The 23,432-nt window shown below is 61.1% G+C and carries 15 protein-coding genes and 1 pseudogene; 3 read left to right on the forward strand and 13 right to left on the reverse strand.

The window, feature by feature from the left end; translation table 11 throughout:
* The 6 genes from frdA to EGI20_RS05665 form a co-directional block, all read right to left on the reverse strand.
* A partial coding sequence (gene frdA, locus EGI20_RS05640; RefSeq protein WP_498630361.1) for a fumarate reductase (quinol) flavoprotein subunit occupies positions 1–1,609 on the reverse strand: 1,609 nt, incomplete at its 3' end.
* 125 nt (positions 1,610–1,734) lie between these two features.
* Positions 1,735–2,676: a LysR family transcriptional regulator gene (locus EGI20_RS05645; protein WP_498630363.1), complete on the reverse strand. Its 942-nt coding sequence runs from the start codon at positions 2,674–2,676 to the stop codon at positions 1,735–1,737.
* A gap of 165 nt (positions 2,677–2,841) precedes the next feature.
* Entirely contained in the window at positions 2,842–4,296 is a 1,455-nt protein-coding gene (gene arcD, locus EGI20_RS05650) for an arginine-ornithine antiporter (RefSeq protein ID WP_498630365.1), read from the reverse strand.
* 38 nt (positions 4,297–4,334) lie between these two features.
* Positions 4,335–5,405: an alanine/ornithine racemase family PLP-dependent enzyme gene (locus EGI20_RS05655; protein ID WP_498630367.1), complete on the reverse strand. Its 1,071-nt coding sequence runs from the start codon at positions 5,403–5,405 to the stop codon at positions 4,335–4,337.
* Between the two features lie 211 nt (positions 5,406–5,616).
* The gene (locus EGI20_RS05660; RefSeq protein ID WP_498630369.1) at positions 5,617–5,976 is read right to left on the reverse strand and encodes a cysteine-rich CWC family protein; all 360 of its coding nucleotides are present in this window, start codon (positions 5,974–5,976) and stop codon (positions 5,617–5,619) included.
* Positions 5,973–7,001 carry an adenosine deaminase gene (locus EGI20_RS05665; RefSeq protein WP_498630371.1) on the reverse strand — a complete coding sequence of 343 codons (1,029 nt, stop codon included), beginning with the start codon at positions 6,999–7,001 and terminating at the stop codon, positions 5,973–5,975. The genes EGI20_RS05660 and EGI20_RS05665 overlap by 4 nt, the downstream gene beginning before the upstream one ends.
* Positions 7,002–7,140: 139 nt before the next feature.
* Between EGI20_RS05665 and EGI20_RS05670 the strand changes: the two genes are divergently transcribed.
* Both EGI20_RS05670 and EGI20_RS05675 read left to right on the forward strand, forming a co-directional pair.
* Positions 7,141–7,407, forward strand: coding sequence for a GlsB/YeaQ/YmgE family stress response membrane protein (locus EGI20_RS05670; protein WP_498630373.1), 267 nt, complete (start codon positions 7,141–7,143; stop codon positions 7,405–7,407).
* A gap of 27 nt (positions 7,408–7,434) precedes the next feature.
* Positions 7,435–8,031 carry a YbhB/YbcL family Raf kinase inhibitor-like protein gene (locus EGI20_RS05675; RefSeq protein ID WP_498630375.1) on the forward strand — a complete coding sequence of 199 codons (597 nt, stop codon included), beginning with the start codon at positions 7,435–7,437 and terminating at the stop codon, positions 8,029–8,031.
* Between the two features lie 57 nt (positions 8,032–8,088).
* Here EGI20_RS05675 and EGI20_RS05680 read toward each other — a convergent pair whose 3' ends face one another.
* The 5 genes and pseudogenes from EGI20_RS05680 to EGI20_RS05700 all read right to left on the reverse strand — a co-directional run bounded on the left by EGI20_RS05680 (position 8,089) and on the right by EGI20_RS05700 (position 16,960).
* Positions 8,089–8,544 carry a CZB domain-containing protein gene (locus EGI20_RS05680; protein ID WP_498630408.1) on the reverse strand — a complete coding sequence of 152 codons (456 nt, stop codon included), beginning with the start codon at positions 8,542–8,544 and terminating at the stop codon, positions 8,089–8,091.
* Between the two features lie 12 nt (positions 8,545–8,556).
* Positions 8,557–12,144, reverse strand: a pseudogene (locus EGI20_RS05685) (bifunctional diguanylate cyclase/phosphodiesterase); the annotation flags it as partial.
* A 306-nt stretch (positions 12,145–12,450) separates the two neighbouring features.
* A complete protein-coding gene (locus EGI20_RS05690; protein ID WP_498630377.1) occupies positions 12,451–15,138 on the reverse strand; it encodes a cation-translocating P-type ATPase in 2,688 nt (895 codons plus the stop codon).
* The gene (locus EGI20_RS05695; protein ID WP_498630379.1) at positions 15,135–16,061 is read right to left on the reverse strand and encodes a sodium:calcium antiporter; all 927 of its coding nucleotides are present in this window, start codon (positions 16,059–16,061) and stop codon (positions 15,135–15,137) included. Before EGI20_RS05695 ends, EGI20_RS05690 begins: the two co-directional genes overlap by 4 nt.
* 35 nt (positions 16,062–16,096) lie before the next feature.
* The gene (locus tag EGI20_RS05700) at positions 16,097–16,960 is read right to left on the reverse strand and encodes a universal stress protein (RefSeq protein WP_498630380.1); all 864 of its coding nucleotides are present in this window, start codon (positions 16,958–16,960) and stop codon (positions 16,097–16,099) included.
* Positions 16,961–17,417: 457 nt separating this feature from the next.
* On the opposite strand from EGI20_RS05700, the gene EGI20_RS05705 reads away from it, so the two are divergent.
* On the forward strand, positions 17,418–18,269 hold the full coding sequence (locus EGI20_RS05705; protein ID WP_498630382.1) for a universal stress protein: 852 nt from the start codon (positions 17,418–17,420) through the stop codon (positions 18,267–18,269).
* Between the two features lie 65 nt (positions 18,270–18,334).
* Here the strand turns inward: EGI20_RS05705 and EGI20_RS05710 are convergent, their stop codons facing one another.
* Entirely contained in the window at positions 18,335–19,564 is a 1,230-nt protein-coding gene (locus tag EGI20_RS05710) for a branched-chain amino acid ABC transporter substrate-binding protein (RefSeq protein ID WP_498630383.1), read from the reverse strand.
* 114 nt (positions 19,565–19,678) lie between these two features.
* Positions 19,679–23,290 (reverse strand): trifunctional transcriptional regulator/proline dehydrogenase/L-glutamate gamma-semialdehyde dehydrogenase, encoded by a 3,612-nt coding sequence (putA, locus tag EGI20_RS05715; protein WP_498630384.1) that lies wholly within the window; start codon positions 23,288–23,290, stop codon positions 19,679–19,681.
* Positions 23,291–23,432 lie beyond the last annotated feature (142 nt).

Below are 23,432 nucleotides of genomic sequence, written 5' to 3' on the forward strand. Positions count from 1 at the left end.
AGCCGTCCAGACGCTGGTGCGCACCGCGCGACTCGCGCCGGTTCAGTGCCGAATGCGCCATGGCTTCGGCCACATCCAGCTGGTAGCCCAGCTCGATCGCCAGCAGCCAGTCGCTATTCCACACCGAAGATCGGTCTTCGATGTGGATGTCGCGGTAGCGCACCTTAAGCTCGGCCAGCTTGTCGCAGGTGGCCTGCATGCTGTCGTGCAAGCGGTAGATGCCGCAGCCCTCTTCCATGGTTTGCGCCATTTCGCGGCGAAGGTCGGCGATGCGCTCGCTGCCATCGCGGCGCAGCAGGTTTTGCGCCGGCAAGGCGGCCGCTTCGGCTAGTTTGAGCAAGGCCGCACTATTGCGTGGCTTGGCGGAGCGGGCATAAAGGCTGGCGGATTCACCGGCCACCTTGCCGAACACCGACAGTTCGGCCAGCGAGTTGGAGCCCAGCCGGTTGGCGCCGTGAATGCCGACGCTGGAACATTCGCCGGCGGCAAACAAGCCGGGCAAGGAGGCTGCGCAGTGAATGTCGACCGGTATACCGCCCATGGTGTAGTGCACCGCCGGGCGCACCGGAATCGGCTCGGTGACCGGGTCAACGCCCATGAATTCGCGTGCCAGCTCGCAGATTTGCGGCAGGCGCTCGTGCAGTTTTTCCGCGCCCAGATGGCGCAAATCCAGATGCACCACCGGGCCGTAGCGGCCGTCTATGGTGCGCTCCTTCTGCATCTCGTACCAGAAGGCCTGGCTCAGGCGGTCGCGCGGCCCAAGTTCCATCGCCTTATTGCGCGGCTTGTCCTCGGCCGGCCCCAGCCCATAGTCCTGCAAATAGCGGTAGCCATCCTTATTGACCAGCAGCCCGCCCTCGCCACGACAGGCCTCGGTAAACAGCAGCCCGGTGCCCGGCATACAGGTCGGGTGATACTGCACGAACTCCATATCGCGCAAAGGCACACCATGGCGATAGGCCACCGCCATGCCGTCGCCGGTGACGATGCCGCCATTGGTATTCTCGCGGAACACACGTCCGGCGCCGCCGGTGGCAAACACCACCGCACCGGCTTCAATCAGGATCATCTCGCCGCTGGCGATTTCCACGGCCAGTACGCCCTGGGCGCGGCCGTCGTCGACAATCAGGTCGAGCAGAAAGTATTCATCGAAGCGGCGGATGGAGGGATATTTGAGCGAGGTCTGGAACAGGGTGTGCAGCATATGGAAGCCGGTCTTGTCGGCGGCAAACCAGGTGCGTTCTATCTTCATGCCGCCAAACGGGCGCACATTGATGTGACCGTCTTCCTTGCGGCTCCACGGACAGCCCCAGTGCTCGAGCTGCACCATTTCGCGCGTGCATTCGCCGACGAAATAATCGACCACATCCTGCTCGCACAGCCAGTCGCCACCTGACACCGTATCGTTAAAGTGATGTTCCAGACTGTCATGCGCCTGCACCACGCCGGCTGCGCCGCCCTCGGCCGCCACCGTGTGGCTGCGCATCGGGTAGACCTTGGACAGTAGTGCAATGCTTTGAGCCGGATCCAGCTCGGCGGCGGCAATCGCCGCCCTCAAGCCGGCACCGCCGGCCCCCACGATCACGACATCCGCCTTGAATACCTGCATACATGCTCCTGTGGCCGGCCCGCTGGCGGGTCAGTCGGATAATCATGCCATAAATATAAAGGTATTCTTATTCAGTTGATTTGATCCCGGTCAGATGCGCCCAAACTGAAGGAAGCAGCCAGATGCTAAATCACGGCCTCTGGCCAGTGCTCGCGCACAACCTTTCCAGCGGCTTGCGGATAAGGGGCGAGTAGCTCAACCAGCATGCGCTGCGTCGCTTGCGAGCTCTGGCCATAACGCGGCAAACAGAGGCTGAATGCGGGAAAGTAGTCCAAAGCAGGCAAATCCAGAGCACGCAACACACCGGCAGCGACCCAGGGCACGGCATAATGCTCGGGCAAATATCCGATTTGCTCGCCCGAAAGCAAGAGTAAGGCCGTGCCTTCCATATGGGCCGAAACGGCACGCGAGCAAAAGCCATCGGCTTCGTCCAGTGGCGTCACGCCGGGCTTGCCGCGCCCGGCAATGGCAAACGGCAACAGATCTTTTTTGCGCGATACCGGGGGATCCAGCTGGAACACCGGATGCGATGCGGCAGCATACAGGCGCTGGCGCTCGGAAAACAAAGGGATGTATTCCAGACCGGGCATTTCGTAATCGCTAGAGCACAGACCTATGCTCAGCTTGCCCTGCAACAACAACACCTCGATTTCATTGGACTCCATTACATCCAGCGTCACACTGACTTCCGGATACTTGCGCGTGAACTCGCGCAGGCTGACCGGCAGACGGCAAGCAGGATTCATCGCAATGGTGTCAACCACCCCGATGCGCACATGACCGAAAATCTGCTCGCGTATCAGGCCCAACTTGTTCTCGTACTGCCCAAGCTGAGACAGCAGGCGCAGGGTTTCTTCGTAAACCTGCTGCCCTTCTACCGTCAACTTGAAGCCGCTGCGACCGCGCAGGCACAAACACATGCCCAGCCGGGTTTCCAGATCGTGCATCTTGCAGCTGATGGCCGATTGACTCATACCCAGTTTGGCCTGGGCAGCCGAAAATCCGCCACTCTCGACAATGGTGATAAAGATGCGCAACAACCTGAGATCAAAATTATCCAGACGCACGGCCAGCCTTCCATTTTCGTTTTCCATGGCCGGCAATAAAACAGCCGGCAACAAGGTAGCGAAAACTACCGCCAACCCCTCAGCGCCGATTTGACCTTAATCAAACACGCATAAAAAAGCCCCCGCAACGCGGGGGCAATGGGGTACATCACGGAAAACGTTGGTTTACAGCGACAGAGCACCGGTGGCCAACTGCCAGGCGGCAAACAAACCAAGCACGACAGCAATTGCGGCCAACACCATCTCGTTACGGGTAAAGGCGGCCAGCTTCTGCTCGCTACGGGCCTTCAGGTAGAACAGGATGCCTGGGGCGTACAGCACCATGGACAGCAGCAGGTATTTAGGGCCTGCCGCATACAGCAGCCAGCAACCGTAAACCGAGGCAAGCACGCCAATCACCAAGTCTTTACCTGCAGCACCTTCCTCACCCTTATAGCCATCCTTGCGCACGGCGATCATCGCAGCATACAGCGCACACAACAGATAAGGGATCAGGATCATCGACGTAGCAAGATACAAGAGGTCGAGGTAAGCCGAACCATTGAACAGGGTGATGATCAGGAACAGTTGCACCAGACCATTGGTCAGCAGCAGCGCATTAACCGGAGCACCCTTGGCATTGGTCTTGCCCAGGAAAGCCGGCATGGTGCCGTCTTTACCGGCGAGGTATGGCACTTCGGCTGCGAGCAAGGTCCAGGCCAGCAGTGCGCCACCCACCGAGATAATCAGACCGGCATTCATCAGTGTCGCACCCCAGTCACCCACGGCAGCCTTGAGCACACCAGCGGTAGACGGGTTCTTCAGTGCAGCCAGTTCAGGCTGGGACAGCACGCCCAGCGACAACAGCGACACGGCAACGAACATCATGATGGACAGCGCAAAACCGATCATCGTCGCCTTGCCCACGTCGGCCATCTTCTCGGCACGGCTGGAGAAAATCGACGCGCCTTCGAGACCGATGAACACCCAGGTGGTCACCAGCATGGTGCTCTTGACCTGATCCAGCACGGAGCCCAGTTCAGGACGTCCCCAGAAGTCGAGCTGGAAAGTTTCGATCTTGAAGGCAACAAATACCAGCACCAGGAACAGGCCCAGCGGAATCAGCTTGGCAACGGTGGTGATGATATTGATCATCGCTGCGCCCTGAATACCGCGGCAAATCAGGAAATGGTAGGCCCACAGCAGCACGGACGAGCACAGGATGGCCGGCAGGGTGTTGCCCTCGCCGAAGAATTCCAGGCCGGAAAACGAACTGAAGGCAGAGAAGATCACCACGTAGTAGGACACGTTGCCGATCCAGGCCGAGATCCAGTAACCCCAGGCCGAGTTAAAGCCCATATACGGACCAAAACCGGCGCGGGCATAACCGTAGACACCGCCTTCGATATCGGGCTTGCGGTTGGCCAGCGTCTGGAACACGAAAGCCAGCATCAGCATGCCGACGAAGGTAATCGCCCAGCCTATCATGATTGCACCGGCACCAGCCGATTTCGCCATATTCTGCGGCAGCGAGAAGATGCCGGCCGCAATCAGGGCGCTGACCACCAGCGCGGTCAGCGCGCCGAGTTTCAGCTTGGGTTCGGCCGCGGGCGCGGCCCCTCCTTGTACGACTTCAGTCATGTTTTACTCCATTTCAATGAGTCGGAAGCCCATATGGCTTAGTGCAAGTATTCTTTGCGCACGTACTCGGAAGTCATGCACTGCAAGGCGCCGCCGTAGCTCAGCGCGAAGTAGATGGTGTCGCCAACCTGATAAGGCTGCGCAGTCTCGGTCACATCGAGAATCAGGTGGTCAGAGCTGCCGCCGATAATACGTAGCGCAGGATCCAGCGGGATCAGGTCGTCGAAATTCACATCCTGTTTGCCGATAGCGCAGATGGCACGCCGGCGGATACCCAGATCTTCGAATACCGGCTTGTTGCCAAAAGCATCCAGCGCGGTCGAATTGACCGGTACCGACGGTTTTTCCTTGAGCTCGATAATCTCGACCCCCAGACGCATGGTGTCCTGACTCGTACCCGGAATCGGGTCGTCATTCAGACCGATGCCCATCAGCAAGGATGCGCCCAGACGCAGCTGGTTGATTCCGTCCGGCAAGCCGCCTCTAAGCAGCAAGGGCAATGCAGCGGAGCTGGCGCCGGAAACCACATGCAGCTTCACGCCCAGTTCATGCTCGATACGGTGTGCAATATCGACCAGTTGCTGCTGGTTTTCGGTGGAGGGTTCGACGCCGCCATAGCAGGCGAGATTGGTGCCCAGACCTTCGAGTTCGACACCGGGCAACTCGCTGACCAGATGCGCCAGCGCCACGGTGTCGTCAGCATTGAAACAGCCCTCGCGTAAGTCACCCAAGTCATGCATCACGATGATTTTGTGTACGCGACCTTGCGCTACGGCTGCTGCAGACAGGGCCCGTATCGTGTGTTCTTCGGAGTTGAGCGAGATATCGGCGTAGCGCACCACATCCATGACATCACTTGCGGCGGGAATGCGCAGCAGCAGTTTTTGCGCCGGCAAGTCCTGCAGCTTTTCCAGATTATGGATACGCGAGTCGCCCAAGATGCGGATGCCGCCATCGAGATAGGCTTCAGCCACCTCGTGCGAGCCGCAGGCCAGCTTGGTAATACCGACCGGGTGGATGCCCGACGCCTCGCACAACTCGACCATCGCTTCGGCATTGGCACGCACCAGCGGCAGATCAACAAAGAGACAAGGCAAACTTTGGGACATGATTTCCTCCGGATTCCTGATTCTCAAAACCGGGCCTGGCTAACAAGGCCCGCAGTCTTTGCTTAATCCGGAATGTACAGAGGGGAGCAGAATGAATAAATTACTATGTAATCATATTCACTTTAGAAAAATGCAATGTATCGCCCATGAGCAAGACGACAAGAAGTAAACCCGCGGCAAGCAGCGCTATCACCGCGGGCATGGGTTTCATTTAAAGCGGGCAATCCAGACCGCGCGCCTGATACTCTGCGGCCAGCTTTTGCTTCAGACAATCCGGACACAGGCAATCGGCCACGCCCGGGGTGGGCGGCAGCACATTGGGCAGATCATTGCACCAGCAAGTCCCGTCCTTGGCGCCGCTGCCACAAGCAAAGCCGGCACCGCACGCCTCGCACACCTTTTGCCGCACGGCCGGCTTAAGCGACAGCAAACGCGCCCACACCGCCTTCTTGCCGGCATCACTCATGTCACGCCAGGCACCGATTTCATCGCGCGTGCGCTGGCAGCCTGTGCAGTAGCGGCCGCTCTCATCCAGCTTGCACTGGCCGATACAGGGCGAGACCACGCTCATGCTTCATTTTCCCATGCAGCCAGGATGGCATCGCATTCGGCCAGCCAGCAGGCTTTTTGTGCGGATGGCAACCAACTGGCCTCAAACCCGTTCTTGACCAGTTGCACGATATCGCCCGCTGACAAGTCCAGCGCCTGACGGCAAGCCAGCAAATTCGCCCCCAGATAGCCGCCGAAATAAGCCGGGTCATCCGAATTCACCAGCGCGCACAAACCGGCATCGAGCATTTTTTTCAGTGGATGCACGGCAAGATCATCCACCACCTTGAGCTTGAGATTGGACAAGGGACAAACGGTCAACGGCATGCGCGCCTTTGCCAGACGCGCGACCAGCGCTGCATCTTCCAGCGAACGTACACCGTGATCGATGCGGCACACCTGCAAACCCTCCAGCGCCTGCCATACATAGTCCGGCGGCCCCTCCTCCCCTGCATGCGCCACCACCGGCTTGCCCAGTTCGCGGCAACGCTCAAACAGGCGCTCGAATTTTTCCGGCGGATGGCCAAGCTCGCTCGAATCCAGGCCGAAGCCGTCTATCTCGTCAATAAACGGCAACGCCTCGTCCAGCACGGCAAAACCATCGTCCTCGCTCAGATGGCGCAAGAAAGACAGGATCAGGCGCGAGCTCATGCCCCACTGCTGCTGTGCTTTAGCAAGCGCACGGCACAGGCCGCGATGCACGGTGACATAGGGAACGCCGCGGGCGGTATGGGTTTGCGGGTCGAAAAAGATTTCGGCGTGCACGATACGGTCTTCATGTGCGCGCTCAAGATAGGCCCAGGCCAGATCGAAAAAATCATCCTCGGTCAGCAATACGCCGGCTCCGGCGTAATACAGATCGAGAAAGGACTGCAGATTGGAAAAATCATAGGCGGCACGGACTTCTTCCACGCTGGCATACGGCAGGGCGACAGCGTTTTTCTGCGCCAGGGCAAACATCAGCTCCGGCTCCAGCGTGCCTTCAATATGCAGGTGCAGCTCGGTCTTGGGCAAGCGGGCAATCAGTTCATCAACAGAATGGGGCATGGCATCACAAAGGCAGATGGGCGAGCGGCGATGATACCGTAAAGCCTGTCGCCTGCGCGCCAGGCAAAAAAATCCAGAAATGCGTCTATGCTGGCACGGTGCATCATCATTTATCAGGTACAGACAGGAGGAAAACATTATGGGATGGATTATCACCCTGATTGTGGGCGGCCTGATCGGCTGGCTGGCCAGCAAGGTCATGGGTACCGATGCCCAGCAAGGCATTATCGCCAATGTCCTGGTCGGTATTGTCGGCTCGGCACTCGGGCGCTGGGTGTTCGGCAGCGTGCTGGGCATCGGTGCAGCCGACAGCGCCGGCGCATTTTCACTGACAGGCCTGGGCTTCGGCATCCTGGGTGCCGTGATCTTGCTGTTTGTGCTGAAGCTGCTGGGTGTATTCAAGTAAGCGCCGTACCCATGAAAAGGATAGTCTATGAAATACGCTACACTTGCCGCTAGCATGATTCTTTTGGCTTCATTTTCCAGTCATGCGGAAACTGCCAGTAATGATGTCTGCTGGCCAGCCAAAGCCGGTAGTAAATGTTTTGCCCTTAAAAGCCCGGCGCTCAGCGAAGGCAAACCGCTGGACACGCGCTTTGCCTTCAACGGCTGGGGCTGCACCGGCAAGAATATCTCGCCACCGCTAGTCTGGAGCGATGCACCGGCCGGAACCAAAAGCTTCGCCATCACCTTGCATGACCCGGACGCACCGACGGGCGGTGGCTGGTGGCACTGGTTGATGACGGATATTCCGGCATCGACAACTTCTCTGGCCGAAGGCGCAGGCAATCCCAAAGGGGCGCTACCCAAAGGCGCACAGATGCCAAGCAACGACTTTGGCACCCGCCAGTACGGCGGCCCTTGCCCGCCACAAGCAGATGGAATGCACCGCTACCAGTACACCGTGTGGGCACTGGATATAGACAAGCTTCCGGTCAAGGGCGAGGTCACGCCGAATATGATAGGTTTCCTGCTGCATGCGCATAAACTGGGAAGCGCCATGATGACGATCCCGTACACCCGCAATTGAAGCCAAAAAAATAGCGCCCGGCACTTACCTGGCGCTATTTTTTGGGTCTGACAGGCTCTAAACCTGGGCTGCAAGACGTGAAACAAGGTCCTGCCCCGACACCACCTCCAGCTTTTTCAACTGATCCTGCAAGCCCGCATGCAGCTCCTGCAGCGCTTCGATGCCGGCATCGGCTTGTGCCTGCCGGCCCAATACCCGCCACTCGCACAAACGCGCAGCCTGTGCATGGACTTGATCATGCAAGGCCGCAGCCTGGGTCAAGGCCGGCAATGCCCCGTAACGCAGCAAGCCCTCGCCACCAAGCCATAAGCCCAGGCGACAACGCTTTGGATCCAGCGCGGGCTGAGCCACCTGTCCGCCGCGAAGATAGCGGACCATATGACCCATCCAGGCCTGATGTTCCACTTGGGCAAATAGCAGCGGTAAATGATGGCGCTCAATCACCGCCACATCTTGCCAGGCCGGGTCGGGTCGCCAGTGAGCGGCCCAGTCCGGCAAGGCAGGCCCGGGCATAGGGCGCGCAATACCATAGCCCTGCGCCAGCTCGCACCCCAATTGCAACAGCAGTTCGCCATGCGCGATGGTTTCCACGCCTTCGGCAATAAGCTGGCGCCGGAAAGTCGCCGCCAAACTGATCACGCCTTCCAGAATGGCCAAATCATCGGCATCTTCCAGCATGTCGCGCACAAAACTCTGATCCACCTTAAGCAGGACGACCGGCAAGCGTTTCAGATACGTCAGCGAGGACTAGCCGGTGCCAAAATCATCCAGCGCAAACACCACGCCGATCTCGCCGCATGCCGCGATCAGCTGCGACACCCCGCTCAGATCCTCCATGGCGCTGGTTTCCAGCACTTCCAGTTCGAGATCGCCAGGCCGGACCGCCGGCTGTGCCGCCAATAGCGCCCGCAAGCGCGTGGCGAAACCGGCCTGTTGCAATTGGTACGCTCCGATATTGACGCTAACCGGTATATCCAGCCCAGCCTCCCGCCATGCCAGCATCTGGGCCAATGCGGTAGCAATAACCCACTCCCCCAGTTCAATGGCCAAGGGGTCATTCTCGGTGGCCGACAGAAATTCGCCAGGTGGCAGCAAGCCTTGCTCTGGATGTTGCCAGCGTATCAGTGCCTCGGCCCCCACCACTTCACCGCTACGCATATTGACCTTGGGCTGGTAATACAGCACAAACTCGCCATCATTCAATGCCTGACGCAAACGCTTCAGACTGGCATGATGGTGGCGGATATTGCGATCTTCCTCCGCATCAAACAGGTGGAAGCGGTTACGTCCGGCCAGTTTGGCCTGATACATGGCCTGATCGGCCTGACGCAAGAGCTGGTCAGCATCGACTGCCTCCTGCTGCTGCGGATAAAACGTGACCCCCACACTGGCCGAAACCTGCAAGGGCTCACCATTCACCATCACGGCGTGAGCTGCGGCATCCAGCAAACGGGCCAGAATGGGCTTGCAGGCTGCAGGCTCAGACAGATCCGGCAGCACCGCGACAAACTCATCGCCTCCCAGACGGGCCAGCGTATCGCCATCCCGCAGGGCGTTTCGCATGCCTTCGGCCAGCACAAGCAGCAGCTGGTCGCCCGCTGCATGCCCATACTGGTCGTTAACCTCCTTGAAGCCATCCAGATCCAGATAAACAACAGCCAGCGCATACCCGCTTCTGGAGCTCTGCCTCATGGCCTGCTGCAATCGGTCCGCCAGCAAGAGACGGTTGGGCAGACGGGTCAGCGCATCATAATGCGCCATGTATTCAAGCTGGTTTTGATGCGCCTTCAGTGCGGAGATATCGGAAAACAGCGCCACATATTGCCGCGTACTGCCTGCGCTATCGCATATGGCACTGATTGTCACCATCTCGGCACAGATCTCGGTATTCTTGTGGCGGTTCCACAGTTCACCCGACCAATAGCCGCATGTGCCCAATTGCTGCCACAGCTCACTATAAAACGCATCCGGATGCCGGCCCGACTTGAACAGACGGGTGTTCTGCCCCAACACTTCAGCGCGAGAATACCCACTCATCTGGCTGAACGCAGCATTGATATCAATGATTGTGCCATCAAGGCTGGTGATCATGATGCCTTCACGCGCGTGAGTGAACACGCTCGCCGCCAGATGCAGTTTGTCCTCCGCCTGTTTGCGCTCAAGCGCGATGCTGACCAGATGGGCAGACTGTTCAATAATCGCGATATCGCTGGTGCCAGGCTGACGCACTTCGCGCGCATAGATGGCAAAAGTCCCCAATACCTTGCCGGCGGATGACAATATCGGCTGCGACCAGCAAGCCGCCAGCCCGGCACGCGCTGCCAATTCCTTATATGGCGCCCAATAAGCATGCTGCTGGATATCCTCGACGATCACCCGCTGCCCGGTGATGGCCGCCGTTCCACAAGAGCCGACGCCGACCCCGATCTCGATGCCGTCAATAGCGGCAACATAAAACTCAGGCAGGCTCGGCGCTACGCTCTGGCCAAGATGGCGACCGTCTTCATCCAGCAGCAGGATGCTGCACAACATGGCCGGGTCAACCTGCTCCACCCCCTGCACAATGGCCTGCAGCAGCACCGGCAAGGAAGCACCCTTCACCAGCAGTTCAAGGGTCTGGCCGCGGAACTGTTCATATTTTTCAATGCGCTTACTTTCGGTCATATCGGTAGAGATTCCGCACAAGGCATAAATCTCACCGGCAGCATTGCGTAGCGGCAACTTGACGGTCCAATAGGTCGCGCAACGCTCCTGTACCTGCAAATTGCTCTCTTCCGTGCGCAGCACCAGGCCCTGATCCAGCACCTGACGGTCATTCTGGGACAAGCGGGCAACCGTATCCGGGTCGAAGAAATGCTCATCCCTCTGCCCGACGACCTCCTCAAGAGAAGCGCCAAACAAGGTCAGCACCGGCCGGTTGGCAAAGAGATAACGCCCTTCTGTATCTTTCAGATAAATATTCGCATCCACATTGGCCAGAATTTCCGACAACATGCTCCGGCTTTCCTGCAGGGCATGTTCACGCTGGGCCAGCTTGGCGAGCAAGCGGTTAAAACCGGCAATCAAACTGCCGATTTCATCATGGCGCTGGATAGGCAAGGCCGACACGGCAGGTGGCTGCTCAGCCAGTTGCGTCAACATACTGGCGGCCTGTTGCAAAGGTGAAAGCTGACGCCGCAGCAGCCACCAGATCAGCACACCGGCCAGCAAGGACAGCAGGCCGGCGGCCAGCAGCATGCGCTGCTGCATGGACTGGATAGGGGCAAATGCCTCTTCAATAGGAAGTGAGGCCGTCAATACCCAACCGGCCAGCGGGATATCCTGGCTGGAAAGCAGCTCCTCCCCCCCCTGCTGGCTCGTGCCAATTGCCGAGCCGGCATTCTGCCGCAACAGGCGATCAGTCAGGACATGAGTACCGGGTGCAGGTAGCGGCTGCATAATGCGCAGCTTGTCGGAAGAGGTCACGACCAGCCGGTTCCGGCGATCGACAATGGCGTAATGGCCGCTCTTGCCGTAAGTACTGCCCGTAATTTGATCGAGAAAATTGGGCTTGCCCAGATTGGTCACGCCGGACAAAGCCCCCACCACCCGGCCTTGCCCGTCACGAATGGGCACGCTCATGCCGAAAACTGGCGCGCGCAGGGCTTTACCCATGATGGGCCGGCTGAAAGTGGCACGCCCCTCAAGCAAGGCGGCAGCAATCGTGTCGATATACAAATGGTTGGTACCGACACGCCCGGCTGAACGCGGCGTCTCGGCAATGGCGACCCCGTCGGTCCGGTAAGCAAGAACGCCACCGTTAAACATCGCCAGCAGCAAGGACTGCTTATCCAGCAGCGCCTGCATCGTGCGATCATCGGCCAGTTGTGCCGGCTGTATGCTAGCTGCTACGGCATGCAGCACCTGCATACGCTCGTCCAGCTCATGGTTGACATGGTTGGCCATAAAGCTGACCGCCGACAGCTGCTGCTGGCTCAGCTGCTGCTGCATATCCTCACGCAGCATCCGGCTGACGTAGAACGTCAGCAAACAGATCCCGGTCATCAGTACAAAGAGAGCCGTAAAAGTGACCCGTGTCTTGAGCGAGCGCCACTGGAGGCGACCTAAATTCATATCGGCTTTCTACCGGCCGGCACAAGGGCGGCAACATCAAACGCATGACAATCAGAATATGCCGCAACAATGGCATAGCCAATTTATACATACGGCTTTTATTTAACAGCCAAATAATACCATGGACATTGCAGATAGGCGCCCTGCCGCGAGTAAAGGCCTGTTCACCATCTCGCGAGCTCGTGCGAGACAAGGCGGAAACTGCGGAGAAAGCACCGTGCACATAGGGCACATACGCATTTCGAAACCGTCTTTAACGCCGTATCACTGGCACACTGCAGATATAAACAGCGACTAAAAGCGCGCTTATTTTCCGCGCGTGAATACGCACAGCAACAGCTTGCGCGCCTCCTCCAACAGCAGCGTACTCGATGCAACCGCCACGGCCAGCGCCCACTGGCAGGCGCTCAGGTCGACAGTGTCGAACACCGCCTGTGCCGGAGCCCAGTGCACCACCAGCACCTGCAGCGCGATCACGCCGGTTAGTGCCAGCCACAGTTTGCCATTGCTGAAGAACTGGCGGTTGAACGCCGAACCGTACTCGGCGCGCGCATTGAAAATATTGAAAAACTGGAACAGCACAAAGGTGGTAAACGCCATCGTCGTGGCCGAGGCCGCGGCGCGCGTGTCCAGTGTCCACAGATAGACCGCCAGCGTACCGGCCGCCATCGTCGCGCCGTAAAGCGCGATGCGCCACAGCCGCTGCCATGACAGGATCGCCGCATCGGCACTACGCGGCGCATCCTGCATCACCCCCTCACGCGCAGGCTCGACGCCCAGCGTCATCGCCGGCGGGCCGTCCATGATGATATTGACCCACAACAGCTGGATTGCGGTAAACGGCGTGGCCAGCCCCAGCAAAGGGGCGGCAAGCACGGTGAGGATGGCCCCGACATTGGTCGAGAGCTGGAAGCGGACAAACTTGACGATATTGTCGTAGATGGTCCGCCCCTCTTCCACCGCATGCACAATGGTGGCGAAATTGTCATCGGTCAGCACCAGCGTCGCCGCCTCCTTGCTGACCTCGGTGCCGGTGATACCCATCGCAATGCCGATGTCGGCCCGCTTGAGCGCGGGCGCGTCGTTGACCCCATCGCCGGTCATCGCCACCACATGCCCCCTCGCCTGCAGCACCTTGACAATGCGCAGCTTGTGCTCGGGCGCGACACGTGCGAACACCGCACTCTTTTCAACCACCTCACCCAGCGCCTGATCATCCAAGGCATCGAGTGCCCGCCCCTCGAGCGCGTCACCATGCAGCCCCAGTTCGCGGGCGATCGCCGCCGCCGTGACCCGGTGGTCGCCGGTAATCATTTTCACCTCGATGCCCGCTTGCTGACAGCGCGCAATCGCTGCACGCGCCTCGGCGCGCGGCGGGTCGATAATGCCGACCAGTGCCAGCAAGGTCAGATCATTCACCCATTCAAGCAGCTCGCCGTCAGGATCGAATGCGTCGGCCGGAATCATCCGTTCGGCCAGCGCCAGCACGCGCAGCGCCTGATCAGCCAATACATCGTTTTCGCCGGAAAAATGCACGCGCGCCACAGCGTCCAGCGGCAATATCCCGTCCTCGCCAAGCCATGCATGCGCGCGCTCAAGCAACACATCCGGCGCGCCCTTCACGCACAGGCGCACATGGCTGCCCTCATGGTGAAAGGTCGCCATAAACTTGACCGCAGAATCGAACGGAATTTCGGCAATACGCGGTCTATGCTCCCGTATCTCGTTTACATCCAGCCCCGCCTTCGCCGCCAGCGCAAGCAAAGCACCTTCGGTCGGATCGCCGATCAGAATGCCATCTCGGAGATGAGCGTCGCTGCACAGCACGACCGGCAGCAGCACCTCGCGCAAGGCTGAAGCAGGCAAAGGCCCCTCTATGCTCCCGCCCCCGCCGTAGCCCTCGCCGCTGACTGCGTGGCATGCGCCCGCAGTGTAAAGCGCACGCGCGGTCATCTGGTTAAGCGTCAGCGTGCCGGTCTTGTCTGAGCAGATCACCGTCGTGCAGCCCAGCGTCTCGACCGCGGCAAGCTTCTTGACAATGGCGTGATGCCTGGCCATGCGGTGCATGCCTAGCGCCAGCGTTACCGTCACCACCGCCGGCAGGCCCTCGGGGATCGCCGCCACCGCCAGCGCGATCGCGACCATTGCCGTCTCGCCCAGCGGCTCGCCGCGCGCGATGCCAACCACGAACATCAGCGCGACCACCGCGCAGGCGATCAGGCCAAGCCGCTTGCCCAGCACGTCGAGCTGGCGCTGCAAGGGCGTCGCGCCTTCCACGGTCTGGGCGAGCAAGCCGGCCAGCCGCCCCATCTCGGTGTACATGCCGGTCGCGGTGACCAGCGCCTCGATGCGGCCGCGGGTGAGCACCGTGTTCATGAATACCATATTGCTGCGCTCGGCCAAGGGCGTCGCCGCGCTTAGCGTGCCGGCAAGCTTGGCTACCGGGTGCGCTTCGCCGGTGAGCGCCGCCTCGGCGACTTCCGCGCCGTGCGCCGACAGCACCCGCGCGTCGGCACCGACCCTGTCGCCGGCCTCCAACAACAGCACATCGCCCGGCACCAGTTCCGGCGCGTCGACCTGACACACCTCGCCGCCGCGCCTCACGCGCGCGACCGGCGCGAGCATGCCCTTGAGCGCAGCGAGCGCGGCCTCGGCACGGTACTCCTGCACGAAACCGAGGGTCGCGTTCAAGAGCACCACCACCACGATCACCGCCGAATCCTTCAGATCCCCGACAAAGCCGGCCACCACTGCCGCTACAAGCAGGATCAGCACCAACAGGCCCTTGAACTGGTCGGCGAACTTGCGCCACGGCTCGCGCGGCGATGCTTCGGCAAGACGGTTTTTGCCGTACGCATGCAGGCGCCGTCCAGCCTCGTCGGGCGAAAGGCCGGCGACAGGGTCGCTGGATAGCGCGGCGGCGACTTCGGCGGCAGGCAGGGCGTGACAGTCAGGAATGGAGGGGCGGATCTCAGCGCCTGCAGATTCACTCATTGCAAGGTTCCCCACACGAAGCCGCTGTAGAGCAGCAGCAAAACAACGCCACGGCCGCGTCCGATCAGCCCGTCTGCGGCGGGGCGCAACAGCAGCAGAGCCGCGACGCCGCAGACGAGCGTTAGCGCCACCTCGGTGCGCGACACGGCGATCGGGTGGATCAGACCGGCGACGCCGACGATCGCCAGCCCGTTGAAGAGGTTGCTGCCGATCAGGGTGCCGACGCCGATGTCGTCGTGGCCGCGCAGACGCGACATCAGCACCGTCACCAACTCCGGCAGCGAGGTGCCGAAAGCGACCAGCAGCACGCCGACCACGTAGCCGCCGACGCCGAACGATGCAGCGACGCCACTTGCCCCCAAAACAAACAGCCGGCCGGCGAGCAACATGCAGGCAAAGCCGAACAGCCCGAGCAGGACAATACGGCCAGCCGGGAGGGTCGGTGCGCTGGTCTCGCGCGTGCCGAAACGCGAGGCGCATGCCGCGCGCACCGTCCACGCCAGCCACGCAGCAAACACGGCCAGCAACAGCAGCGCTTCGGCCCGTGAGATGACACCATCCAGCAGGAACAGGAAAGTCAGCAGCGGCACGGCCAGCGCAAGCTTGTAGTCGGCGCCAAGACCACTCGCGTCGGCACGTACCGGCGCGAACAGCAGGGCCAGGCCGAAGATCAGCGCGATATTGGTAACGTTGCTCCCCAGCGCGTCACCCAGGCCAATCTGCGGCATGCCGGACAGCGCGGCGACCGTCGAGACGGTCAGCTCGGGACTGGACGTCGCACACGCCGCCAGCGTGGTCGCGACCACCACCCTGGATACCCTGAGCGCGCCGGCCGCGCCGACAATCGCGCGCAAAAACGTCTCGCCACCGATCGCAGCCAACAAGACTGCGCCCAGCAAAGCGAGACCATCAGCAGCAGACATCTAAGCCCTTCTTCTATGGAGGAGGGATTAGCCCTTCAGCACACCAGCACATCACACGGCGCGTAGTAGGCCAAAAAGCGCGGCACGCTGCCCATGATCGCTTCTTCAACGCGCGTGCCACCATGCTTGCCGACGACGATCAACTCCGCGCCCAGTTCGCGCACAGCTTCGGGCAAGGCCGGATTGATATCTCCATACACGATGCGGGCGTCCTGAGTCAGCCCGGATGCGGCAAGCAGTGCATCCATGCGAGGCTGTGCAGCCTGCGCCTCTTTTTCCACATAGCGGCGGATGTCTTCCTCGGGAAAACCCTTGTAACGCAGCGACGCCTCGAAAGGCGCCGTATACGCGTATACGGCAGTCAGTTGCGCGCGCGCGCCAACCCGGTGTGCCGCAGCAAGAACCACCGGTGAGCGCGGACCGAGATCTACTGCAGCCACCACATGCTGATAGTCCGCCTCGAGCAGCTCGCGCACGACCAACACCGGGCTGGTCGACTGGGCAAGAATGCGTGCCGCAGTGCCGCCCAGGAAAAACTGCTGCAGCAGCCCCTTGCCGTGGGCACCGATCACCACGAGGTCGGGATGGAAAGTCTCGATGGCATCGGCAACCACACGGTGCGCGGCGCCCTCACCGATCTCGCCACGCACATCCACGACGCCGGCCGCATCGGCTTCGGCCAATAGCGTACCAATATGGGCTTCGGCCGCGGCACGCATCTGCTGCGCGACCTGGCCGTGATCGACGAACACCGCCTGCAAGGTGGGAAAGCGCGGCAAGGCATGCACCAGCAGCAGCTTGGCGCCATCGCGCGCGGCAAGACGGGTGGCGCGGCGTACCGCAGCGTTGCCCAGCGGGGAAAAATCGGTAGTGACCAGAATACGTTCTAGTGCAGGCATAGTGTTCTCCATAACGACCTTGTCATGTTTGTTCGTCCATAGCCATTTAGAATAGTTCCCGATAGGATTCAGCCACTTACAGTGGCAAATACTACTGTACCCATTACCACGCCGACACATAGCACACCCCTGCACCAGCCATACCCTCGATATCCCGGTCCTGGACGGCTACACCATCAGTAGCATGCCCCGGATATGGCGATGACAGGCCGGCCAGATAAAGTGGAAAAACATGACACCCGCGGCGACTGCCTGTTTTTTAAGCAATCACCCGCGACGCGGCACCAGGACTACACCTGCAGTCATGTGTCCACAGCCTATCCACAAGCTTGTCCGCTATACCTGTGAAAATCCGTGCGTCCGGCAAGCATGAACTTCGCCAGCGCTGACGTGCCACCGGAATCCGTAGCACGGTATGCAACCCCGTCCAGAATCAATAAAACAGCAGGAGAAAACCATGATCAAGCGCATTCTGTTGACCCTGAACGACTCGCCCTCGTCGTACGAGGCCCGCGCACGCGCGCTCAAGCTTGGCAGCGAGCGCGGCGCACACCTGACTGCGCTTGCGCTGATCGATCTGGCCCGCCTGACTCAGGGCGAGGCCGTACCAGCCGGTGCGCTTGCCTTTCAGGAGCAGCGCAACCGGTGCTGGCTGGACGAATGGCGCGCGCAAGCCGACACGCTGATCGACGCCTGCCGGCAGCAGGCGCTCGCCGCCGGCGTCGGCTTTACCGGCTTGTGCATAGAAGATGAAGCACCTGCCACTGCGCTCGTGCGCGAGGCACGCGGCCATGATCTGGTGGTTAGTGCAACCGATGCCCAATTGGGTTCGGCCGGCGCGTCCGAAGATGCGTTGCAGCTCACGCATTATCTGGCCGATGCGCCGCGTCCGCTCTTGCTGCTGCCCAAGGCCGCCAGCGAACACAGCCGCCATCCGGACGGCCCTATCCTGATCGCCTACGACGGCAGTGCATGCGCCGCACGCATGCTGCAGCAACTGGCATTTATGCAACTATGGCCGCACTCGCCCAAGCGGCTGATCGTCATCCAACCCAGTCAGGCAGATGCCGAAACACTGGCAGCCGAGGCGGCCGGCTATCTTGCCTGCCATGGAGTCGAAGCCACACCCGTCGCAATCGGCAGCACACTGTCTGCCGCCGACGTGCTGCTGGCCGAATGCGCAGCCCACCATGCGCGGGCGCTGGCGATGGGCGCATTCGGCCACAATAGCTGGCGCGAACGCCTGTTCGGCTCGGTCACCCGCACCTTGCTGGCAAAGGCAGACTGCCCGTTGCTGCTCGCGCATTGAGCCCTCGCGCAATAAAAAACGCCGCCAAGGCTTTACCCTGACGGCGTGATTGCAGTGCGGAGCGTTTACTGGGCTGCGGATGCGTTGCCAGCCTTGGCACCACCGCCTACGGTTTCCAGTACGACCCAGTCGCCGTTCTTCACCTGATAAACGGTAATGCCGCCATCTTTCAGGTCGCCCTTGTCGTCATATGCCCAGTTGCTGGTGGTCACGCCATCGATGTAGGCATTTTTCGCCAGCTCCGGCAGATACTTGGCAGGCTCGGTGGAGTCGGCCTTTTTCATGGCGGCAATCATGGCGCGCGCCGCGTCATAGCCATATGGCGAGTAGGTCGCCACATCGCTCTGGAAACGCGCCTTGTAACGGGTTTCGTAATCCTTGCCCTTAGGCATATCGGCCAATGGCAAACCGGCCAGCGAAGCGATGGTGCCTTCAGCCTCCTTGCCTGCCAGCTTGACGAAGTTCGGCGTCTTGGTCATTTCGCCGGATACCAGCGGTGCCTTGATACTCAGACGCTTCATCTGCTTGGCCATAGGCGCGGACTGCGCATCGGCACCACCAAAGAACACCACATCAGGGTTCTGCCCCTTGATGCTGGTCAGGATCGCGGCAAAATCGGTGGCCTTGTCATTGGTAAACTCGCGCTTGACCACTTTGCCGCCGGCTGCCTGTACCGCTTTTTCAAACTCGTCGGCCAGGCCCTGACCATAGGCGGTGCGATCATCAATGATCACGATATTCTTGGCGCCCAGCTTTTCAACGACAAACTTGCCCATGACCGAGCCTTGCTGGGTATCGGACGTCATCGAACGGAAGGTGGTCTTGTAGCCTTGCTGGGTAAACGCTGGCGCGGTCGCCATCGCAACCATAGGAATGCCGGCATCGGCATAAATCTTGGAAGCAGGAATCGAGGTGCCGGAGTTGAAGTGGCCAACCATGCCGCTCACTTTGCTATCGACAAACTTCTGTGCAACCTGGGTGGCCGTTTTAGGGTCGGCCTGATCATCTTCCGCCACCAGTTCGAACGTCACCGGCTGCCCGCCAATCACCGGCTTTTCTGCATTTGCGTCTTCGATCGCCAGCGTCACACCATTTTTGTACTCTTCGCCATAATGCGCCTGCGGGCCGGTCAATGGCGCGGCAAAGCCGATCTGAACCACAGTCGCACCCGCAGCAGCCGTCGCGGCCGAAGCGTCGGCAGCCGGCGCGGCCGCTTCGTCTTTTTTACCGCAAGCGGTCAGGGCCAGCGCGGCCGCAACGGCCAGGGTCAGGGTCGAACGTCGGGTGAAATGCATGGTGTTCCTCTTTGTCTAGATGCAAGTGTCTGTTATGCAGACTTTTATATGGCTGCAGCGCCGATAACGCCGCCGGCATATTGCGCTGACCGGCGGCAAAAAACAAGATGCTGTTTACTCGGTCAAGCTCATCAGGCTGGCATTGCCACCCGCTGCCGTGGTGTTGACCGACAAGGCCCGCTCGACCAGCAGACGGTAAAGGTTGCAAACACCCGCTTTGGCTTCGATCAGCGGGATAATTGCGCCATTGCGTGCCGCCAGTTCAAGGCGCAAGGCACTTGCCCCTGCGCTGTTGCCATCATGCAACACTGCATCAACTTCTGCTTGTTGTGGCGCATCCGCCAACCCAAGCCACGGTGCCAATGCCTCGGCCAGTACCGCATTCTCGGCATGACGCAGCACCAGCACCCGGTTACCTGTGGCAAATGCCGCCACCAGCATGCCCAGCAAACTCTCCCTATCTTCACTCAGACAAGCCACGACCCCGCGCGGCGCAAAACGCAGGGTATTGTGCTCGCCGGTCGGCCCGGGCAGGACACAGTTCAGGCCCAACGGGCTATGCGCGCGAGCCCAATTCAAGCGCGCGCGTAAAGCCGTCTGCGCCTCGGTCGGTGCCAGTGCCGGCAAGGCCGCTTGCAGCGCATCCAGCGCCGGCAAGGCGACAGGGGCAAGCGGCCCCAATTCAGGGTTCCACGCGCCGCGGGTCAAGCGGTACAGATAAAGCGGGCCGCCGGCCTTGGGGCCGGTGCCGGACTTGCCCTCGCCACCAAATGGCTGCACGCCGACCACGGCGCCGACGATATTGCGGTTGATATACACATTGCCGGCCTTCACCCCTTGCGCGATACGCGCCATGGTTTCGTCGATGCGGGTGTGCACGCCGTGGGTCAGGCCGTAACCGGTGGCATTGATCTCGCTGATCACCCGGTCCAGATCCGCCGCGTCGTAACGCAGCACATGCAGCACCGGGCCGAATACCTCGCGCTTAAGCTCGGACAAATCGGAAATTTCCAGCAACACCGGCGCGACAAAGCTGCCGTTCGCGCACGCGTCCGGCAATGCCAGCTGGTGCAGGTCGCGCGCTACGGAGCGCATATGTTCGATATGCGCCAGCAGGCCGGCGCGCGCCTCCTCGTCGATCACCGGGCCGATATCGGTATTGAAGCGCGCCGGGTTACCGATAGAAAGCTCGTTCATCGCCCCCTTGAGCATGGTGATTACCTTGTCGGCGATATCATGCTGCAAATAAAGCACGCGCAGCGCCGAGCAGCGCTGGCCAGCCGAATCGAAGGCCGAGTTCAATACATCGCTCACCACTTGCTCGGGCAAGGCCGAGCTGTCGACGATCATCGCGTTCTGGCCGCCGGTTTCGGCAATCAGCGCCACCTCGTTCTCACGCCTGGCCAGCGTGCGGTTGATCAGCTGCGCCACCTCGGTCGAACCAGTAAAGATCACGCCCTGTACCCGCGCGTCCGCCGTCAGCGCGGCACCGACCACCTCGCCGCGACCGGGCAGCAATTGCAGCACGTCGCGCGGCACGCCGGCTTCATGCAGCAGGCGCACGGCAAACGCGGCGATCAGCGGCGTCTGCTCGGCCGGCTTGGCCAGCACGGTATTGCCGGCGGCCAGCGCCGCCACCACTTCACCGGTAAAGATCGCCAGCGGGAAATTCCACGGGCTGATGCATACCACCGGTCCCAGCGCCGGGTTGGCCGCGTTGTCGAAGTTCGCCGCCACAACGCTTGCGTAATAGCGGCAGAAGTCCACCGCCTCGCGCACTTCGGCAATGGCGTTGGCCAGCGTCTTGCCCGCCTCGCGTACCGCCAGCGCCATCAGGGCCGGCATATGTTCTTCCATCAGGTCAGCCATGCGCATCAAGCATGCCGCACGCGCCGCCGGTGCCGTTGCCGCCCACTCGGGCGCCGCAGCCGCCGCAAACGCCAGCGCACGGCCGACGTCGGCGAGGCTCGCTTCGATCACGCTGCCAACCACGTCGCTGCGCTCGGCCGGGTTAAGCACCGCCAGCGCCGCGCCGTCGCGCACATCGCCGTCGGCCAGCATCGGGTACGCGTGCCAGGCTTGCGCTGCGGCGCCGGCAAGCGCGATCTCAAGGCTCGCCAGCTGCTGCTCGTTGGCCAGATCCAGCCCGCGCGAATTGGTGCGCGCCGGCGCAAACAGCGCCGCCGGCGGCGCGATCTTGCCGTGCGGCGCACCGCCAAGCTCGGCGGCCTGCACCACCGGGTCGGCCACCAGCTCGGCAATCGACACATTCTCGTCAACGATGCGGTTCACAAACGACGAGTTGGCACCGTTCTCCAGCAGGCGGCGCACCAGATACGCGAGCAGCGTCTCGTGCGAGCCGACCGGCGCGTAGATGCGGCACGGCTTGTCCAGGTGTTCCTTGCCGACCACCTGGTCGTACAGCGTCTCGCCCATGCCGTGCAGGCACTGGAATTCATAATCCTTGCCGGCAGCCAGATGGTAGACGGCCGACAGGGTGTAGGCGTTGTGCGAGGCGAACTGCGGATAGATCGCGTCCTGCGCTGCCAGCAGCTTTTTCGCGCAGGCAAGATAGGACACGTCGGTGTAGACCTTGCGCGTATACACCGGGAAGCCGGACAGGCCGTCGACTTGGGCGCGCTTGATTTCGGCATCCCAGTACGCGCCCTTGACCAGGCGCACCATAAAGCGGTGATTCGTGCGGCGCGCCAGATCGACCAGATAGTCGATCACATACGGGCAGCGTTTCTGGTAGGCCTGCACCACGATGCCGATACCGTTAAAGCCGGCCAGCTCCGGGTCCGCCGCCAGCGCCTCGATCAAATCGAGCGAGATTTCCAGCCGGTCGGCTTCTTCGGCATCGATATTGAGGCCGATATCGTACTGCTTGGCCAGCAAGAACAGCCCTTTCAGGCGCGGCAACAGTTCCGCCATCATGCGCGCGTGCTGCATGCGGCTGTAGCGCGGGTGGATGGCGGAGAGCTTGACCGAAATCCCCGGCCCCTGGTAGACGCCGCGCCCGGCCGAAGCCTGGCCGATGGCGTGGATGGCGGTGACGTAATCAGCCAGATAACGCTGGGCATCGGCCTCGGTCAGCGCCGCCTCGCCCAGCATGTCGTAAGAGAAGCGGTAGCCGCGCGCCTCGCGTGCCTTGCCGTTGTCCAGCGCCTCGCCTATGGTCTCGCCGGTGACGAACTGCTTGCCCAGCATGCGCATCGCCATGTCCACGCCCTTGCGGATCAGCGGCTCGCCGCCCTTGGCGATCATGCGCGTCAGCGCCGAACCCAGCCCCTGCTCGCTATGCGAGCCCACCAGCTTGCCGGTCACCACCAGCCCCCACGCAGCGGCGTTCACAAATAAGGAGGCGCTATTGCCCAGATGGCGCTTCCAGTCGCCCTTGGCGATCTTGTCGCGGATCAGGCGGTCGGCGGTGGCTTTGTCCGGAATGCGCAGTAGCGCCTCGGCCAGACACATCAGCGCCACGCCTTCTTCGGAGTCCAGCGTGAATTCGTGCATCAGCGCATCCACCCCGCTGGCCTTGCTGCGCTCACGCCTCACCTCGCCCACCAGCTGGCTGGCCATGCCCTGTACCGATTCGACCATTTCGGCGGACATGGCCGCCTGCGGCAACAGGCTTTGCACGCACTCGCGCTCGACACGGCGGTAGGCGGAAGTGATGGCATCGCGTAGCGGGGTCTGGCTATGGGCAAACGGCAAAAATTGCATGGTGCGTCCTTAAGTAGGCAAAGCGATCCGAATCGAGATTGAAGATTGTATCCAATCGGTAATATTTTGCTCGCTTTTGTCATGTTTTGGCGAATTTAAATACGCTACTGTCGCCCATGGACAACAGCCGACGGCACTACAA

It is taken from the genome of Aquitalea sp. S1-19 (genome assembly GCF_024343515.1).

Coding starts and splice junctions, on each gene's coding strand:
- arcD (WP_498630365.1), bottom strand. CDS start 4,296: ATGACTGAAGTCGTACAAGGAGGGGCCGCGCCCGCGGCCGAACCCAAG.
- EGI20_RS05655 (WP_498630367.1), bottom strand. CDS start 5,405: ATGTCCCAAAGTTTGCCTTGTCTCTTTGTTGATCTGCCGCTGGTGCGT.
- EGI20_RS05660 (WP_498630369.1), bottom strand. CDS start 5,976: ATGAGCGTGGTCTCGCCCTGTATCGGCCAGTGCAAGCTGGATGAGAGC.
- EGI20_RS05665 (WP_498630371.1), bottom strand. CDS start 7,001: ATGCCCCATTCTGTTGATGAACTGATTGCCCGCTTGCCCAAGACCGAG.
- EGI20_RS05670 (WP_498630373.1), top strand. CDS start 7,141: ATGGGATGGATTATCACCCTGATTGTGGGCGGCCTGATCGGCTGGCTG.
- EGI20_RS05675 (WP_498630375.1), top strand. CDS start 7,435: ATGAAATACGCTACACTTGCCGCTAGCATGATTCTTTTGGCTTCATTT.
- EGI20_RS05680 (WP_498630408.1), bottom strand. CDS start 8,544: ATGCCCGGGCCTGCCTTGCCGGACTGGGCCGCTCACTGGCGACCCGAC.
- EGI20_RS05690 (WP_498630377.1), bottom strand. CDS start 15,138: ATGAGTGAATCTGCAGGCGCTGAGATCCGCCCCTCCATTCCTGACTGT.
- EGI20_RS05695 (WP_498630379.1), bottom strand. CDS start 16,061: ATGTCTGCTGCTGATGGTCTCGCTTTGCTGGGCGCAGTCTTGTTGGCT.
- EGI20_RS05700 (WP_498630380.1), bottom strand. CDS start 16,960: ATGCCTGCACTAGAACGTATTCTGGTCACTACCGATTTTTCCCCGCTG.
- EGI20_RS05705 (WP_498630382.1), top strand. CDS start 17,418: ATGATCAAGCGCATTCTGTTGACCCTGAACGACTCGCCCTCGTCGTAC.
- EGI20_RS05710 (WP_498630383.1), bottom strand. CDS start 19,564: ATGCATTTCACCCGACGTTCGACCCTGACCCTGGCCGTTGCGGCCGCG.
- putA (WP_498630384.1), bottom strand. CDS start 23,290: ATGCAATTTTTGCCGTTTGCCCATAGCCAGACCCCGCTACGCGATGCC.